Below are 16353 nucleotides of genomic sequence, written 5' to 3' on the forward strand. Positions count from 1 at the left end.
CACCCATACCGCACTTGTTACCGGCGGCGCGAAGCGCCTCGGGCGCGCCTTCTGGGAGGCGCTGGGTGCCGACGGACATGACATCGCCATTCACTGCAATCACTCGCGCACCGAGGCTGAAGCGCTCGCCGAAATCCTGCGTGGAAAAGGCGTGAAGGCAGGCGTTTTCAGCGCCGATTTTTCCGATGCCTCCAGCGCGGAAGGGCTGATGGCCGCCGTTACAAAGGCCATGGGGCCGGTCAGCCTGCTGGTCAACTCTGCCTCCATCTTTGAAGACGACAGCGTGGAAAGCGTGAGCGCAGACAGCTTTAGACGGCATATGGAGGCCAACACGCTGGCGCCCGTTCTCCTGTCCAAGGCATTCGCCGCGCAGGCGCCTGACGGGGCGATGATCTTCAATGTGCTCGATTACAAGCTCTTCAATATCAACGCCGATTTCTACTCCTACACGATATCGAAGGTGGGCCTGAAAGCGGTCACGGACATGCTGGCACGCGCGCTGGCGCCGAAGATCCGCGTCAATGCCGTCGCGCCCGGCCTGACCCTGCCAAGCCCGTATCACGACGAGGCGGCGTTCCAGAAACTGCACAATGACAATCCGCTTCAGCGCGGGCCGACGCCGGACGACCTGGTGCGCACCTTGCGCTGGTTCCTCGCAACACCGTCCGTATCGGGCCAGATCGTCTGTGTGGATGGCGGTCAGCACTTCGATCCGCGCCTGACACGCGACGTGTTTGGCGCGCTTGGCAGCTAGGCTGGTCGACGCCGCCTGCCTTAGGGCCTAACTAGACCGGACCGGGCGCGATTTTTTTGCGTCCGCCAGAACCTCTCGGACAAAGCTCTTGGCCCTTTCCTCTCCCGATCCGAAGCGCCCGACGCTGGGCCTGACCGAGCTTATCGCCATGACAAGCGCCCTGATGGCGCTGAATGCGCTGTCGATCGACATCATGCTTCCGGCCTTGCCCGATATCGGCGAGGCATTCGGCGCAGCCGGCAATGAACGCCAGCTGGTGATCACAGCCTATGTCTTCGGCTTCGGGATCGCGCAGATTTTCTACGGGCCGCTTGCCGATGCGCTGGGCCGGCGCACCGTGCTGCTGGTATCACTGGGCGCCTACTCGCTGGCGACGCTGCTCTGCCTTGCCGCGCCGGAGTTCGGCTGGATGCTGGCAGCGCGCGCCCTGCAAGGCGCAGCGGCAGCCGGTACACGCGTGATCGCCACCGCCGTGGTGCGTGACCTCGTCTCCGGACGGCGCATGGCGCAGATCATCTCCATCGCCATGACCTTCTTCATGGCTGCACCCATACTGGCGCCGGGCCTGGGCCAGCTCATCCTCTTTGTCGCCGACTGGCGCTGGATCTTTGCTGCACTGCTGACAGGCGGGGGACTGCTCTGGGCCTGGATGCTGCTGCGCCTGCCCGAGACGTTGAGCGCGGAGAACCGGATTCCGGTGCGGATCGGATCGGCGGCACGCAATTACTGGCTGGCGGCCAGCAACCGGATCACACTCGGCTACATGCTGGCAGCAGGCTTCATCTTTGGTGGCCTGTTCGCCTTCATCGCGACGGCCGAGCAGGTCATGGCGGAGCTTTACGGGCTGGAGGCCTGGTTTGCGCTTGCCTTTGCCGGCATCGCCGGAGGTCTGGCGATTTCCAACATCATCAATGCCCGCATCGTGCAGCGCCACGGCATGCGCCGTATCTCTCACGCCGCGATCATCGCCTTCACGCTGATCAATGTCGGCCACACACTCTACGCGATGGCCGGCGAGCCACCCTTCTGGGTGTTCTACCCGCTCCTGACGCTTGGCATGATGCTGTTCGGAATGATGGGTGCCAACTTCTCAGCGCTCGTGCTGGAGCCAGCGGGCAAGCGGGCGGGCACGACATCGGCCCTCTATGGTTCGGTTACCGCGATCGGCGGCGCGATCCTGGGATCGGCCATCGGCCAGTCCTTCAACGGATCAGTTGTCCCGCTTCTGGCAGGCATGGCGGGGCTCGGCGCTGTCGCCCTCGTGATCGTCCTCATCACCGAGAAGGGCAGGCTTTTCGGGACGGGCGATACCGGCCCCGAAACGGGCGAAGCCTGATCTGACTGTCCGACGCCCCGGCGTTCGGGCATACTCTTGGCGGGTTCACCTCAACGGAGACCCGCAATGCCGACACGCCACGTCCTGACCGTTCATGGCTGGAGCGCCCGGGACACCTCGCTGCGCCCGCTGGCAGGCTTCCTTTCGCGCAACGGCTTCAAGGTCGAAAATGTCTGGCTGGGTGGCTACCCGTCCATGGCCGACGAGGTACGCCCTGAAGACAGCGCCAGACGGCTGGGCGAGGTCGTGCGCGAGATGCAGGGCGATGGCCGTCTGGGCGAACGCTTTCACATCGCCGCCCATTCGACGGGCGCTCTGGTCGTGCGTCAATGGCTCACGCAGGCCTTTCCGCGCGGCGGCGCTCCGGTGGACAATCTGCTTTTGCTGGCACCGGCCAATTTCGGCTCGCCGCTGGCCGTGATGGGGCGCTCGGCCCTCGCCCGCCTGTTCAAGGGGTTCGGCAACGGGTTCGAGACGGGCGCGGAGTTCCTGCATGCACTGGAACACGGCGCGCGCTTCCAGGAAGAGCTCACGCTGAGTGACCGACTATCGCGCGATGGCGAAACGGCGAGCCCCTACAGTGCGGACGGCACCCGCCCCTTCGTCATGACCGGGCTCGATGTCGTGCGGCCCATGGGCATTCTGGGCGAAGATGCATGGGACGGCACGGTTCGGGTGGCGAGCACCAATCTCGATGCGCAAGGGCTGACTGTGGATTTCACCCGGCAAAGCGAGGATGGGCTGCCCGAGCGGCGCGTCTGGACCCGGCGCGGGCCGGAAACCACGCCTTTCGCCGTGCTGCCCGACCGCCACCATCTCAACATTACCGAACCCGCCGATACGGGCGAGCGCGGCGCTGGCCGGCTCGGGCGCATGATCCTGCAAGCCCTGTGGGTCGATGACGCAACCGGATACGCTGAGGTTCGCGCTGACTGGAGCGCGCTCAATGCCCGGACCCGCACGCTGGTCCAGCCGGACGCCGCAGGCGAGCGCGCCGGGCTTGATACCGACGAGCCGCCCTTGCCCGACGCCTTCAACGAGCATTACCAGCTGGTATTTTCGGTGCGCGATGATACGGGCCTGCCGGTCGATGATTATTTCATCTGGCTGACCGCGCCGACGGAGACGGAGTTGGCGGCCGGGCTTGGCAGCTCGCTTTCCCGGCCAGAGGAATACGCGCTGCGCCATGTCCTGAAAAAGGTGCATGTGAACCGGCGCGATCCGTCCCGCCGCGTCTTTCATATCGACCGGCGCGAGCTGATGCGGCAGGGCGGGCTGAAATCGGCACTGACACCGGCCCGCCTGCCCTTGCTGGCCGCCGGCATCAGCGCACCGGGACCGGGAAAGCTGATCAGCTATTTTGACCGGCGCAGTGCCATGGGATCGGGACTGATCCCGCTGCGCAGCCTGACACCGGAAGGCGGCGAGCACTTCCTGCGCCGCTACGCGACTCACTTCATAGAAATCATCGTGCCGAGACGCGCCGATGACAGCGTCTTCACGGCCAGGGGTCTCGGCTAGTCTGCTTCACTCTGCCCAGGCCGCTGCCATTTCCGGCGTGACGATGCCATCGAGGCGCCAGCCCGCGCCCTCGCCTTGCCGGAGCACATCGCACAGCCACGGCATCAGGACGAGAAGATCGGCTTCGAGCGTGTGAGGCGGATTGATGATGACAAGGCCCGCGCCGGCCAGCTTGCCTTCGCTCTCGAGGTCCCTGACCCACATGTCCGCACGAAGGATGGCTTCCGGCTCGATATCGCGTTCCGTGACCAGCCATTCGGCCAGCCCCTCGTCAAACCGGTCGAGTGACCAGAGGTCCTTCATCGGGCGCCAGAAGACAAAAGTTCCTGTCGGCCAGCGTTCAAGGCCGCGCATGGCGGCTTCCGCGAGGCGGACAAATTCGTCCCGCCCCTCAAAAGGCGGATCAATGAGGACGAGGCCCCGCTTCTCGCGCGGCGGCAGCAGGGTTTTCAGCGCCTTGTAGCCGTCGCGCTGCTCCACCTTCACTCTGGCGTTGAGCGCGTAGCGCCTGTCGAGCGTGCGCGCGTCGGACTCGTGCAGTTCGCACAAATGCACCCGGTCATGGGACCGGATCAGGCGGGCCGAAACCTCCGGCGAGCCGGGATAGGCTTGCAGCGTACCGGCCTCATTCATGGCCTCGATAACGCGCAGCAAGGGCGCAAGCACGCGCGCCACATCGCCAGGGCGTTCAGCGTCCATGACCCGGCCAATCCCTGCCTGCCATTCGGGGCTGCGCCGGGCGGCATCACTGGTCAGGTCGTAGGCGCCGATACCGGCATGGGTATCGATCACCGCAAAGGGCTTGTCCTTGCGCTTGTAATGCTCAAGGCACAGCGCCAGCACGGCGTGTTTGAGCACGTCGGCAAAATTGCCTGCATGAAACGCATGACGATAATTCATGGGGCCTGCTTCTAGGGCTCTGCAGCCAGCCACGCAATTGTGAACGCTCAGCAAGATTGACGCCTTGGCCTCGCGCGTTAGCGTTCGCTGCAACATCAAACCGGCAAAAAGCCGAAGCGGGGAGACATCATGATCAGAACACTTGCAGGCGGGCTTGCCGCCCTTGTACTGGGCGTGGCCAGCGTGGCCGCCCAGGCACCCGACACCGCGAACGATCCGCGCGAGCCGCGCGTGTTCGAGAGCCGCGGCGAGGTGACCGCCAATGGACAGCGCGTGCGCTATCGCGCTGTCGCCGGGGAAACCTTCCTGCGCGACGAGAATGGCACGGCGACAGCGGCCATCTTCTCCACCAGCTATATCCGCGAAGGCGTATCCGATCCGCGCCAGCGCCCTGTCGCCTTCATCTTCAATGGCGGGCCGGGCTCGGCTTCGCTCTGGCTGCATATGGGCGTGTTCGGCCCTGTGCACCTGGTCCTGCCTTCCGAGGCCGAAGATGACGGCGCTGCACCCTATGACCTGCAAGCCAATCCGCACACGCTTCTCGACCAGGCTGACCTTGTCTTCATCGATCCGGTGGGCACGGGCTTCAGCCGGGCGCTGGGCGAAACCGACCCCTCCACCTTCTGGGGCGTGAACGAGGATGCCCGTTCGCTTGGCCAGTTCATCCGCATCTGGCTGACCGAGAACCAGCGCTGGAACTCGCCGCGCTATCTGATGGGCGAGAGCTATGGCACGACGCGTATCGGCGCGTTGATGAACGAGTTCGAGCTGGGCTGGAACAATGTCGCATTCAACGGCGTGGTCCTGATCTCGGTAATCATGGAAATGGCCAACGCCCGGCCGGAAAGCCCGCTGGGCCTGACCGGGCTTCTGCCCGGCTATGCGGCAACTGCCTGGTATCACAACCGCGTTGACCGCTCAGCCTGGAGCAATGACTTCAACGCCTTCTTGCGTGATGCGCGGGATTTTGCGACCGACGACTTCCTCCCCACCCTGCTGCGCGGCCATGACGTGGACGAGGAACGCTTCAACGCCACGGTTGTGCGGATGGCGGAACTGACCGGGCTTTCGGAAAGCTATATCCGCTCGTCGAACCTGCGCATTCCGCTGAACCGCTTCCGCACCGAGATCCTGCGCGACCAGGGCCGAAGTGTCGGCCGTTTCGACTCGCGCTTCGCAGGCCTTGAACCGGATTCCCTGCGGGAAAACCCTGAAGGCGACCCGTCCGGCTATGGCATTGCGGCGGGCTATACGGCTGCCATGCGTGACCACTACACCCGCAATCTCGGCGTCACCATTACCGATCCTTACGTGACGCTTGGCGGAGTGCGTGACTGGAACTGGAATGCGGGCGAAGCGGGCGGAAACAACTCCTACCTGAACACGTCCCTGTGGCTGGAACGCGCCATGCGCCAGAACTCGGACCTGCGCGTCCTCGCGACGAATGGCATCTATGATCTCGCCACGCCCTTCTTCGGCACGGAGATGACGTTCAACCAGCGTGCCTATGACCAGAGCCGCGTAACGCTGACCTATTACGAGGCCGGGCACATGATGTACCTGCATCACCCGTCCATCGAGCAACTGGCCCGCGATGTCCGCGAGTTCGTTGCGGCCGGCAATCCCTAGGCGCGCGCCTCGCGCGTCCGGTCGGCGATGGCGGCCAGTCCGGCGAGGACAAGGAAGGCCGCCAGGCTGATCACAGCCATCTCCTGAGCACTGGCGGGCGGTTCACCGGTAAGGTGGATCGCCTCCAGCGCCAGAAGGAAACCTGCCAGCGCGTACGGGGCGATGCGTCCCGCAAGGCCTTTCGCCCGTGTCACGCGCAGGTAGACGATGAGGCCTGCCAAAACGAGGCCTGCTTCCAGTGCCAGCGCTGCGGGAAGATTGTTCCAGAGGCCGAAGCCTACCATGGGTCCGCCCGGCCAGAGCGCCAGATCGGGTACATGCACGATCAGGTCACCCAGCCAGTGGGAAAAGCACAAGGCTGCGATGAGCAGGGCGCCGGCAACGCGATCAGTCCTTGCGAACAGCCAGTAGAGGCTACCGGCCACAACCGAGAGGACCAGAGCGCCGGGGAGGGAATGCGACCAGGGCATATGGTAGAGATCGAGCGGGCTCATCTGCGTGAAGCCTGGCACGATGCGAACCTGCTCGATCCCGGCGAGGATCAGGATACTCCACACCACATCGATGAATTGCACGGACAGGAATGCAGCCCAGAGCGGAACGCTGCGAACGAGAGCAGGCGCGGCGAAGGCCGGCCCGTAATGTCCGATGAACATGTGTCTGCTCCCCCTTGAACGACGCGCGAGGCGCCTCCGGGGAAGGAGACTAGTCCCTAATGGCCCTCAAACGCTACCAAGGCCGTAACCGGCACGTTGAGGCCGCGTATGCGGTCTGCGCCGCCCAGTTCTGGCAGATCGACGACGAAGGACGCACCCTCCACGATTGCGCCTGCGCGGCGCAGAAGGGCGATGGCAGCTTCAGCAGTGCCGCCCGTTGCAATGAGATCATCGACCAGAAGGATACGCTCGCCGGACGAAACCGCGTCGGTGTGCATCTCCATTTCATCCGTCCCGTATTCAAGCTGATAGCTCTGGGTCAGGGTGTCGAACGGCAGCTTGCCCTTCTTGCGGATGGGCACAAAGCCGATGGAAAGCTGGTGAGCGATGGCGCCGCCCAGAATGAAGCCGCGCGCCTCGATACCTGCGACCTTGTCTATCTTGGTGCCGGCATAAGGAGCGAGCATGGCGTCTATCGCAGCGCGGAATGCGCGCGCATTGCCCAGAAGCGTCGTGACATCGCGGAACATGATGCCGGGCTTCGGGTAGTCAGGAATGGTGCGGATTGCCGCCTTGATTGCGTCCATGAAAACCCCCGGCGCCGGACAGGAACGGAGACAATCCTGTCAGGCACCGGGGTCGTCAAGGCGTGGCCTGTGCTTAGCCTGCGCTAAACGCAACGGCCTGCTGCGGCTGCTGGCGCGATTGCAGGCGCGCCTCGTGAAGGCGCGTCAGTGGCGCGTGCTCCAGCTCGCCCACCACATGGGTGACCATGGTTTCGATGCAGACGGGGAACTCGACCGATGCGGCCGGAACCACTGTGTTGCAATAGGCGCCCGCTTCAGTGACGAGACGCTCATAGATGGCATGGGTGTTGGTGTCGTCCAGCAGCGCGACGCGCTCGACGTTGAACTCGAACACCGGAACGTCGGCAGCCTGCTGCGCAATCGCCGAAGCGGCCGTCATCATCATGGCGGCACCAGCGGCGGCGAAAATCCCTTTCAGTTTCATTTTTTCCTCCCGGGAGGCTTGGCCGCGCCCCGGCCCGGACGCACCGGAACCTCACGCGGCGAAGGACGGAGATGCCGTCCACGAGAGACAGATGACACATAAGCGTCACCTGCCAGTCATATTACTGTAATACATCCGGATGCGGATGAAAAGTGTGTCCGAAAACGAGGCTGGTTCATTCACAATGTATTGTTATATATTGATTTTTTGCACCATACGGCGCTCGTCAGGGCTGCAAAAGGGTGAAGTTTTGTGAATTTTTTGCAGCCGAAATCCGCCGTGCGGCACGCAAGGCTGTGGATAACTTGACCAAGATCCTGATTTATCTGGCGTCAGTTCCGTGACAGAACACGGCCCGCAATCGTGGAAAGCCGGGCGACAAGCTCCGGATCACGATGGGCGGGCGCGGTTATGATGGCGTGATCCAGCACCGTACCGATGCCGGCCGGGTCCGGCGTACGATCCGACGCAGCCATGGTGCGTGTCAGAGCCGCGATGAGGTCATGGGCTCGGCCCGTGTTTTCGCCCATCACTTTCAGGATGTCGTTGATGTCGACATCGGAATCTGCCTCGCGCCAGCAGTCATAGTCGGTGACCATGCAGACGCTGGCATAGGGAAGTTCCGCTTCACGCGCCAGCTTGGCTTCGGGCATGTTGGTCATGCCGATCACGTCCATGCCCCACTCACGGTAGAGACGGCTTTCAGCGCGGGTGGAGAATTGCGGGCCTTCCATGGCGAGATAGGTTCCGCCCTCGACCACCGTCTCGACACCGGCCTCGCGCGCCGCCTCGGCGGCCATCGCCGAGAGCCGCTTGCAGACGGGATCAGCCATCGGCACATGGGCGACGCAGCCCGGTCCGAAAAAGCTCTTCTCGCGGGCAAAGGTGCGGTCGACATACTGGTCGACAATCACGAAGCTGCCCGGGGCCAGCTCCTCGCGCATCGAGCCACAGGCCGAAAGCGACAGGATGTCGGTCACACCTGCGCGTTTGAGAGCGTGAATATTGGCGCGGTAGTTGATGGCACTGGGCGACAGGCTGTGACCCTTGCCGTGGCGGGCCAGAAAGACCAGGTCAACGCCGTTGAGCTGGCCGCGGACGAGCTGCCCGGAGGGCGATCCCCACGGGGTCTCGACTGTCTGGTGGGTGACGTTCTCCAGGCCCGCAAGCTGGTAGAGGCCCGATCCGCCGATAATGCCCAGAACCCAGCGTGTCATTACTCGGCACTCCTCCAGTATGCATCGGGCGCTCCGGGCACCCAGCGGGTCAGTTCCGCCCAGCTCTCTGCCGCCCTCAGGCTGATCGCGATGAAGGGCCGCTTGATGGTCTGGTAGGCGTCGCGATCTTTCCGCGTCTTGGCCGCCAGCGCCATCTTGAAATCACTGTAATCACGGCGCATCGGCGCGTCATCGCGCAGGAAATCGCGAAGGAGCAGCGCATTGCGCGCCGCCGCCGCGCCATTGCGGCGGACATGGATGTGGAGGCGCCGGCCGCCCTTTGCTTCCCGGAAATAGAGTTTGCGCCAGTCATCATCGCCAAGCGCAGGCGGGCTTTCAGGGTGTGGCGGGTCATAGGTGTTGGCATCGCGGAAACGATAGCCGGCCGAGATCATGGCCGGGATGATGCCGTCATCCTCAAGGCGCAGGACCAGAGCCTGGATGTCGATCACATTCTTGGCCGCAAGACCGGGCACGGCCGTCGAACCGACATGATCGACCCGCAGCGCAAGGGGGCCGAGTGCGGCGGCAACCGCTTCGGCGTACTGCAGGCCTTCCTCCGCCCATTGCGGATCATAGGCTGCGACCTCGATAGGGTCTTTCTTCATGCCTGCCCCCGAACGCTTCCATCCCTGATGACAAACGGGCCGTCCCGGCATCGGGACGGCCCGTTCAAGCCGATTGCAAGGGTGCATGAGGAGCACCCCGGCGTGCAACTGCCTAGTGAGCCACCTTCGACCAGATCTGGCGATAGGTCGCAAACAGAAGGCCGCAGAGGATCACAAGATAGATCAGCACCATGAGGCCGAGGCTCTTGCGCTGTTCCATGTGCGGATCGGACGCCCAGGCGAGGAATTCGGTCACGTCCGTGGCCATCTGTTCCACCGTTGCCTCGGTGCCGTCATTATAGGTCAGCAAGCCGTCCTGTAGTTGCGGCGGCATCGCAATGAGCCCGCCGGGGAAGTAGGGGTTGTAGTACAGCCCTGCCCCCACGGTGACGCCCTCTGGCGGCTCTTCGCCGTAACCCATCATCAGCGAGCGCACATAAGGCGCGCCGTAGTGACGGGCACGGGTGATCACCGAGAGGTCCGGCGGATAGGCGCCGTTATTCGCCGCACGGCCCTGCGCCTCGTTGGCGTAGGGGGACGGGAAGCGGTCAGCCGGACGGCCCGGACGCTCGAACATGTCACCGATATCATCGGGACCGTCCTGAATGATGTACTCGGCTGCAATCGCGCGCACGACAGGGTTGTCGTTCGGGTTGGGGTAATCCGGGTCATGGAACGGGCCGCCGGGCTGGCCGAGGTGACGGAAGGCCAGGTGCTCCATGCTGTGGCAGGCCGCGCAGACCTGATTGAAGACATAGAAGCCCCGCTGGACCGCGGCACGGTCAAACGTGCTGAACGGCCCTTCGAACGAGAAGCGATAGTCTTCCGGCTTGCGGTACTCACCGGCTGCCGAGGCAAGGCCGACGGCTGCAAGCGCGCCGGTTGCGGCAATGAAGAGGGTGCGGATCACACGCATTGTTCCATTCACTCCTATTCGGCCGGAACCGCGGCAGGCGCGGAACGTGATGTATCGCCCAGAACCGATTCCTCGATGGAGGCCGGCCGTTCGGACGGTTTCTCCACGAAGCCCAGAATGGGCAGGATCACGAGGAAGTAGGCGAAGTAATAGACGGTCAGGACACGGCCCATCATCAGGAAGTCCACGCCGATGGCGCCCAGACCAGGAACCGGATCATCGGGCAGCGCCGCGCCGGCCCAGCCAAGACCCAGGCAGGAGAGGACGAAGAAGCCGAAGAACCAGCGGGCGAGCGGACGGTAGCGCATGGAGCGCACCTTGGAGGTGTCCAGCCATGGCAGGATGAACAGCACGCCGATGGCACCAAACATCAGGAGCACACCGCCCAGCTTGTCCGGCACTGCGCGCAGGATCGCGTAGAAGGGCAGGAGATACCATTCCGGCACAATCAGCGCGGGCGTGACCAGCGGGTCAGCCGGAATGAAGTTGTCCGAGTGGCCCAGCGCGTCCGGCCAGTAGAAGACGAAGAAAGCGAAGATCACCAGAAAGAGGACGATCGCGAAGCCGTCCTTCGAGGTGTAGTAGGGGTGGAAGGGCAAGGTGTCGCGGTTCGACTTCACCTCGATGCCGGTCGGGTTGTTGTTGCCCGGAACGTGCAGCGCCCAGATGTGCAGACCCACCACGCCCGCAATCAGGAACGGGATGAGGTAGTGCAGCGAGAAGAAGCGGTTCAGCGTTGCGTTACCGACCGAGAAACCGCCCCAAAGCCATTCGGTGATCGGGCCGCCGACAATCGGGAAGGCGCCCAGAAGGTTTGTGATCACCATCGCGCCCCAGTAGGACATCTGGCCCCACGGCAGGACGTAGCCCAGGAAGGCCGCGGCCATCATCAGAAGGTAGATGACAACGCCGAGGATCCACAAAAGCTCGCGAGGCGCCTTGTAGGAGCCGTAATAGAGCCCGCGGAAAATGTGCATGTAGACGGCCAGGAAGAACATCGAGGCGCCGACCGCGTGGATCGATCGCACCAGCCAGCCGAAATTCACATCACGATCGATGCGCTGCACGCTGGCAAAGGCATGGTCGATATGCGGCACGTAGTGCATGGCCAGCACGATGCCGGTGATGATCTGGATCATCAGGCAGACGGTGAGGATGCCGCCGAACGTATACCAGTAGTTCAGGTTGCGGGGCGTGGGAAAGTCCACGAAGGAGTCCCAGCCCAGGCGCACGACCGGCAGCCGCGCATCCAGCCACTTGGTAAAGCCGGTTTTCGGTTCGTAAGTCGAAGGTCCGCTCATCGTTCTTGTTTCCCCTAGCCGAGACGCAGCACGGAGGCCGAAGTGAAGGCCATCACAGGCACGGAGAGGTTCTCCGGAGCCGGGCCGCGACGGATACGGCCCGAGGTGTCGTAGTGAGAGCCGTGGCACGGGCAGAACCAGGCGCCGTAGTCACCGGCACCTTCGGTCGGCACGCAGCCCAGATGGGTGCAGTTCGCGCTGGTAACGAGGAAAGAGGCGCGCAGCGCCTCGTCCAGCTCGACGCCTTCGCCGAGCGCAGCCGTCAGACCCGAACGGTTATCGTCGGTCGCCGGCGAACCCGAAGGCAGGTTGAAATTGCGGGCATCACCATCGGGAAGGCTCGCCACGTCGACATTGCGGGCCGCTTCCACCTCTGCCGCCGTGCGCCGGCGCACGAAGTGCGGGCGCTCACGGTAGATCACGGTGATCTCCTGGCCTTCCTCCAGCTCGCCAATATTCACCTCGGTCGAGGCGAGCGCGAGCGTGTCGGCGGCCGGGTTCATCTGGTCGATGAAGGGCCAGAGGGTGAAAGCACCACCCACGGCAAGGGCACCGCCGGTGGCAATGTAAATGAAATCGCGGCGGCTCGGCTCCTGGCCGTGTGCGCCGGTATTTTCAGTGGCTTCTGACACGCGCTGACCTCTCTCACGGCGGCGGGTAGTGACGCTGCACACCTGTATGGCGTGTGTCTGCGCATGGCGGCAAGGCCCTGCACAGACGGGAACTACCCAGTGATCTAGCCTGACGGTCCGGTTTCGCCCTTGCGTCTCAACGCCGCAGCGTCCGCCCCGTCAACGCTTTCCTGTGCGGCGGGATTAGAATGCCGGGTGCTTTTTTTCAACCAGATTATCTGCGTGAAAGCGTCTCAGGCTGCCGAAGGGTCCGGCAAACGTGTCAGTGCAGCGTCGCCAGCAGGCAGGATGATAGCGCTGGCCACGGCGACAAGTTTCTCCTCGCCTGCCTTCACCGCAAGTATGTCGGCGCGGGTGACAACCTGTCGCCGTCCGGCCTTCACGACATGCCCCCTTGCAATAAAGGCCTCGCCGACGCCGGGCGAGAGATAGTTCACCGACACCTGCGCGGTCAGCACGTCGCCCGTCACGGTGGCGGCCGCATAGGCACATACATTGTCGGCGAGAAAGGCAATGAGGCCGCCATGCAGGAAGCCGTGATGCTGCACCATGTCGGTGCTGCGCAGCGCCATGCGGGTCTCGACCTCGCCATACCCGACCCGGACAAGCTCCAGCCCCGTCCAGCGGGTGAAAGGCTGATGGCGGATCACCTGGCGAAAGGTTTCGGCATCCACAAGCGGTGCGGGCCGTGCTCCCCCGTCCTGCCTGGCGCCAGATACCGCAATTCCGTCTGCTGCCCCCTTGCCCTGCCCTGATTGCTGATTGTCCCGCATTTTCACCTCCAATTAGACCGACTGGTCTATATAATGAGCGTGTATAACGGTCTGTAAAGTCTGTCTGGCAAGGTGCCAGTGCGAATCAGGAGTGGAATGCCATGAGCGAGGACGCTTCCACACGGGACAGGCTGGTCGGCGCCGCCGCGCGCCTGTTCCAGGAACGCGGCTATGCGGCAACTGGTCTGAATGAGGTGCTGGCTGTCGCTGGCGCCCCCAAAGGCTCGCTCTATCACCACTTCCCGGATGGCAAGGAAGGCCTCGCCATTGCCGCCGCACTGCGCGCAGGGCAGCGCTTTCTCGAGACACTGCGCCAAGATGCCGGCGAAAGCCGCAGCACGGCGGAACTGATTGTCCGCTTTACCGGGCGGCTGGCAGGCTGGCTGGAGCAATCGGAGTTCCAGATTGGCTGCCCCATCGCGACCATGACGCTGGAACAGGCCGCCATCTCGCAGCGCCTTGCCGAGACGCTCACCGGGATTTTCACAAGCTGGCAGGACGCGCTTGCCGATAGGCTGGTGGGAGATGGGCTCGATGCCGGTCAGGCCCGCGAACAGGCAGAGCTGGCCCTGTGCACGATTGAAGGCGCGCTGATCCTTGCCCGCGCGCAGCGTAGCGCCGAACCGGTCAGACGGTCGGCCATGACGCTGACTGGGCTGCTTTGCGAATTGCCGCCCTTGAGGCCTGGCGTCAGGAAAGCGTAAAACCGGCGCGGGTCAGCGCTTCCCTCACAGGCGTGATGCGCGAGCCAGCGCGTTCGTGCACGCCGGGAGGGTCGGCCAGAAGGCGCGGACGGGCGGCATCGGCGGCCCGGGCTGCCTCGTCCGCATCCACTCCGGCAAAGAATGCAATGCGCCTCACCTCGTTTTCGGTGTCATTGGCAAGGTCTTCGTAGGCGACGTTCAGGATACGGTCCGGGAACAATGCTTCCCAGCGGTCCATGAGCTGGTTGTGCAGGGCCAGGGTCTGCGCGATGTCGTCAGGGTGATAGGTCCAGAACCGGGCACGCAGGAAGCGGGTCTTCAAAATTGCCCAGGCCTGGTCGAGCGGTTCCCGGCGTATGCGGACAAAGCGTGCCGCCGGCAGGCACAGGCCGATCGCGCCGCCTGCCATCTCGCCCAGAGATGTCGGGTCGATCCAGCGCCGGACATCGCCCAGCAATTCGCGCGCATAGCCGAGATAAGACATACCTACCCCGGTCAGAACATTGTCCTCGCGCGGGGCCGACAGGGCCGCCTGGATATGGTCTCGCGTCTGGTCTCCCAGCGGTGAGGCGCTCATCCAGAACAGCGCATTGGAGCGCTGCAAGGCACCGACATCGTTTTCGCTGGACAGGATGCCGGCGAGCCAGCTGGCCCCGCAGGCAGGCGGCGCCATGATGAAGACCGGGCGGCTGTCGATCAGGCCGGCCTCCTCGTTGGCGCCGGTAAAGCCCGCATCATAAACCTCAAGGATACGCCGCACGCCTTCGCGGTGCTGGTCCATGTTGAACGGTGCAGCCATCCGATAAAAGGCGGCTGCCTCCGTCACGCGCCGGGCTGCCAGTTCGTATTCGCCCAGATCATCATACGCCTTGGCCAGTGCGTAGGAGAGAATGCCCCGGTCACGCGCACTGACAGCCTCGTTGGCAGACACACGGGCCTGTTCGAGCGCGGCCAGATCATCATCCTCGCGTGTGAAAGTCCGGGCCTTGGCGAGCCCCTCCCACGCCAGTGCATCGAGGCTGTCGGCACCGAGCGCCGTTCTGAAAAGAACCTGCGCCTCGTTATTGAGGCCCATATCCAGAAGAATGCGGCCGACGCGGCGGTTCAGGCCAGGATCACGCGGAGAAGCGGCCAGCAAAGGCTGAAGCGTCTGCAGTGCCGAGCGGTGCGCGCCGCCCTGTGTGTAGGCGCTCGCCAGCCACACGAAGGATTGCGGATCAGAGGGCACTTCCTCTGTCAGCTTCTTGCAGACATCGATGAGGCAGGCCACATCGCCGGTCTCGTTCAGGATGCCCGCAACTTCGCTCCATCTAGAGCCAAGGCGCCCCCCCGAGCGCAGAAGCGCACGCGCTGCGTGCGATACACCTTGAAGGTCCTCGCGCGCGACGGCCCGGGATAGTGCCGCAAGCGGATCATCATGGGCGGGCTGAAGCATGGGCGCTCCGTAGGTCAGCAAGCGGGACTATTTGCCGGATGAGCGCTGCCCCCGCCAGCAGCCGCCGAAACCTAGCCGCGCTTGACGGGTGATGCCAGCCTGCGGCACTGCGTCCCTTGCCTTGGCCCTGTTAAATGTCTTTTGTGCTGCCAGATATCCACACCTTGAAAAGGGTTATTCATGTCCTCGCCCTCCCCCCTGACACCGATCGATGCCGGCACGCTTCAAGAACGGCGTGAAGCGGCGCGCATCTGGTTTGAAGGCCTGCGTGACCGGATCTGCGCCGCGTTCGAGGCGCTGGAGGATGAAGCACCAGACGATCTCTTTCCCGGGGAGCCGGGCCGGTTCGAACTGACACCCTGGAAACGCGGCGAGGGACAGGACGATCTCGGCGGCGGGGTCATGGGCATGATGCGCGGGCGCCTGTTTGAAAAGGTCGGCGTGCACTGCTCGACCGTCTACGGCAACTTCTCACCCGAATTTGCAAAGCATGTGCGCGGCGCGTCTGAAGACCCGCGCTTCTTTGCTACCGGCATTTCGCTGATCGCCCACATGCGCAATCCGCATGTGCCCGCCGTTCACATGAATACGCGCTTCATCACCACCACGGTGAGCTGGTTTGGCGGCGGCATGGACCTGAACCCGACACAGGACTATCAGCGCCGCGAGGACTTCGAGGATGCGCGCGATTTTCACAACGCGGCGCGCGAAGCCTGCGACGCGCATGACCCGGCCTATTTCGAGAAGTTCAAGGCCTGGTGCGACACGTATTTCTGGCTGAAGCACCGCAATGAGCCGCGCGGCGTGGGCGGCATATTCTACGACCATCTCGATTCCGGCGATCACGACGCCGACTTCGCCTTCACCCGCGATGTCGGAGAAGCTTTCCTCGATATCTATCCGGAGATAGTCGCACGCCGTATGGGCACACCGTGGAGCGAGGCCGACCGCGAGGAGCAA

At 63.8% G+C, this 16353-nt stretch carries 17 protein-coding genes; 6 read left to right on the forward strand and 11 right to left on the reverse strand.

Going from position 1 to position 16353, the window contains the following annotated elements:
* From ACTS2Z_RS12920 to ACTS2Z_RS12930, 3 genes are all read left to right on the forward strand, one after another.
* Positions 1-754, forward strand: a 754-nt coding sequence (locus tag ACTS2Z_RS12920; RefSeq protein ID WP_442573621.1) for an SDR family oxidoreductase, incomplete at its 5' end; no start/stop codon positions are given.
* 88 nt (positions 755-842) lie between these two features.
* Positions 843-2090: a multidrug effflux MFS transporter gene (locus ACTS2Z_RS12925; RefSeq protein WP_442573622.1), complete on the forward strand. Its 1248-nt coding sequence runs from the start codon at positions 843-845 to the stop codon at positions 2088-2090.
* Positions 2091-2156: 66 nt separating this feature from the next.
* A complete protein-coding gene (locus tag ACTS2Z_RS12930) occupies positions 2157-3611 on the forward strand; it encodes an esterase/lipase family protein (RefSeq protein WP_442573623.1) in 1455 nt (484 codons plus the stop codon).
* A gap of 6 nt (positions 3612-3617) precedes the next feature.
* Here ACTS2Z_RS12930 and ACTS2Z_RS12935 read toward each other — a convergent pair whose 3' ends face one another.
* On the reverse strand, positions 3618-4511 hold the full coding sequence (locus ACTS2Z_RS12935) for a 23S rRNA (adenine(2030)-N(6))-methyltransferase RlmJ (RefSeq protein ID WP_442573624.1): 894 nt from the start codon (positions 4509-4511) through the stop codon (positions 3618-3620).
* A 129-nt stretch (positions 4512-4640) separates the two neighbouring features.
* Between ACTS2Z_RS12935 and ACTS2Z_RS12940 the strand changes: the two genes are divergently transcribed.
* Positions 4641-6140, forward strand: coding sequence for a S10 family peptidase (locus ACTS2Z_RS12940; protein ID WP_442573625.1), 1500 nt, complete (start codon positions 4641-4643; stop codon positions 6138-6140).
* Here the strand turns inward: ACTS2Z_RS12940 and ACTS2Z_RS12945 are convergent.
* The 9 genes from ACTS2Z_RS12945 to ACTS2Z_RS12985 form a co-directional block, all read right to left on the reverse strand.
* Complete coding sequence (locus tag ACTS2Z_RS12945) at positions 6137-6796, reverse strand: hypothetical protein (protein ID WP_442573626.1); 660 nt, start codon at positions 6794-6796, stop codon at positions 6137-6139. The two genes, ACTS2Z_RS12940 and ACTS2Z_RS12945, sit on opposite strands and share 4 nt — an antisense overlap.
* A 56-nt stretch (positions 6797-6852) precedes the next feature.
* Entirely contained in the window at positions 6853-7383 is a 531-nt protein-coding gene (locus tag ACTS2Z_RS12950) for an adenine phosphoribosyltransferase (protein WP_442573627.1), read from the reverse strand.
* A 73-nt stretch (positions 7384-7456) separates the two neighbouring features.
* Positions 7457-7807, reverse strand: coding sequence for a UrcA family protein (locus ACTS2Z_RS12955; protein WP_442573628.1), 351 nt, complete (start codon positions 7805-7807; stop codon positions 7457-7459).
* Between the two features lie 332 nt (positions 7808-8139).
* Positions 8140-9024, reverse strand: a complete 885-nt coding sequence (locus ACTS2Z_RS12960) for an S-methyl-5'-thioadenosine phosphorylase (protein WP_442573629.1) — start codon at positions 9022-9024, stop codon at positions 8140-8142.
* Positions 9024-9632 (reverse strand): GrpB family protein, encoded by a 609-nt coding sequence (locus tag ACTS2Z_RS12965; protein WP_442573630.1) that lies wholly within the window; start codon positions 9630-9632, stop codon positions 9024-9026. Before ACTS2Z_RS12965 ends, ACTS2Z_RS12960 begins: the two co-directional genes overlap by 1 nt.
* A gap of 112 nt (positions 9633-9744) precedes the next feature.
* Positions 9745-10548, reverse strand: coding sequence for a cytochrome c1 (locus ACTS2Z_RS12970; protein ID WP_442573631.1), 804 nt, complete (start codon positions 10546-10548; stop codon positions 9745-9747).
* 14 nt (positions 10549-10562) lie between these two features.
* A complete protein-coding gene (locus ACTS2Z_RS12975; protein WP_442573632.1) occupies positions 10563-11849 on the reverse strand; it encodes a cytochrome b in 1287 nt (428 codons plus the stop codon).
* Positions 11850-11863: 14 nt separating this feature from the next.
* On the reverse strand, positions 11864-12481 hold the full coding sequence (gene petA / locus ACTS2Z_RS12980; protein WP_442573633.1) for a ubiquinol-cytochrome c reductase iron-sulfur subunit: 618 nt from the start codon (positions 12479-12481) through the stop codon (positions 11864-11866).
* A gap of 233 nt (positions 12482-12714) precedes the next feature.
* Positions 12715-13254 (reverse strand): PaaI family thioesterase, encoded by a 540-nt coding sequence (locus ACTS2Z_RS12985; protein WP_442573634.1) that lies wholly within the window; start codon positions 13252-13254, stop codon positions 12715-12717.
* Between the two features lie 101 nt (positions 13255-13355).
* Here ACTS2Z_RS12985 and ACTS2Z_RS12990 point away from each other — a divergent pair, with 101 nt between their 5' ends.
* Positions 13356-13958: a TetR/AcrR family transcriptional regulator gene (locus ACTS2Z_RS12990; protein WP_442573635.1), complete on the forward strand. Its 603-nt coding sequence runs from the start codon at positions 13356-13358 to the stop codon at positions 13956-13958.
* Here ACTS2Z_RS12990 and ACTS2Z_RS12995 read toward each other — a convergent pair.
* On the reverse strand, positions 13945-15393 hold the full coding sequence (locus ACTS2Z_RS12995; protein ID WP_442573636.1) for a tetratricopeptide repeat-containing sulfotransferase family protein: 1449 nt from the start codon (positions 15391-15393) through the stop codon (positions 13945-13947). The genes ACTS2Z_RS12990 and ACTS2Z_RS12995 overlap by 14 nt on opposite strands.
* 180 nt (positions 15394-15573) lie before the next feature.
* Between ACTS2Z_RS12995 and hemF the strand changes: the two genes are divergently transcribed.
* A partial coding sequence (gene hemF / locus ACTS2Z_RS13000; RefSeq protein ID WP_442573637.1) for an oxygen-dependent coproporphyrinogen-III oxidase occupies positions 15574-16353 on the forward strand: 780 nt, incomplete at its 3' end.

Origin of the sequence: Glycocaulis sp., from assembly GCF_052168375.1 — a bacterium.
In the GTDB taxonomy this organism is placed as follows: Bacteria; Pseudomonadota; Alphaproteobacteria; order Caulobacterales; family Maricaulaceae; genus Glycocaulis.

What these genes read in the sequence shown, in the direction of transcription:
- ACTS2Z_RS12930 (WP_442573623.1), top strand. Translation starts at nt 2,157, where the DNA reads ATGCCGACACGCCACGTCCTGACCGTTCATGGCTGGAGCGCCCGGGAC.
- ACTS2Z_RS12935 (WP_442573624.1), bottom strand. Translation starts at nt 4,511, where the DNA reads ATGAATTATCGTCATGCGTTTCATGCAGGCAATTTTGCCGACGTGCTC.
- ACTS2Z_RS12940 (WP_442573625.1), top strand. Translation starts at nt 4,641, where the DNA reads ATGATCAGAACACTTGCAGGCGGGCTTGCCGCCCTTGTACTGGGCGTG.
- ACTS2Z_RS12945 (WP_442573626.1), bottom strand. Translation starts at nt 6,796, where the DNA reads ATGTTCATCGGACATTACGGGCCGGCCTTCGCCGCGCCTGCTCTCGTT.
- ACTS2Z_RS12950 (WP_442573627.1), bottom strand. Translation starts at nt 7,383, where the DNA reads ATGGACGCAATCAAGGCGGCAATCCGCACCATTCCTGACTACCCGAAG.
- ACTS2Z_RS12955 (WP_442573628.1), bottom strand. Translation starts at nt 7,807, where the DNA reads ATGAAACTGAAAGGGATTTTCGCCGCCGCTGGTGCCGCCATGATGATG.
- ACTS2Z_RS12960 (WP_442573629.1), bottom strand. Translation starts at nt 9,024, where the DNA reads ATGACACGCTGGGTTCTGGGCATTATCGGCGGATCGGGCCTCTACCAG.
- ACTS2Z_RS12965 (WP_442573630.1), bottom strand. Translation starts at nt 9,632, where the DNA reads ATGAAGAAAGACCCTATCGAGGTCGCAGCCTATGATCCGCAATGGGCG.
- ACTS2Z_RS12970 (WP_442573631.1), bottom strand. Translation starts at nt 10,548, where the DNA reads ATGCGTGTGATCCGCACCCTCTTCATTGCCGCAACCGGCGCGCTTGCA.
- ACTS2Z_RS12975 (WP_442573632.1), bottom strand. Translation starts at nt 11,849, where the DNA reads ATGAGCGGACCTTCGACTTACGAACCGAAAACCGGCTTTACCAAGTGG.
- ACTS2Z_RS12985 (WP_442573634.1), bottom strand. Translation starts at nt 13,254, where the DNA reads ATGCGGGACAATCAGCAATCAGGGCAGGGCAAGGGGGCAGCAGACGGA.
- ACTS2Z_RS12990 (WP_442573635.1), top strand. Translation starts at nt 13,356, where the DNA reads ATGAGCGAGGACGCTTCCACACGGGACAGGCTGGTCGGCGCCGCCGCG.
- ACTS2Z_RS12995 (WP_442573636.1), bottom strand. Translation starts at nt 15,393, where the DNA reads ATGCTTCAGCCCGCCCATGATGATCCGCTTGCGGCACTATCCCGGGCC.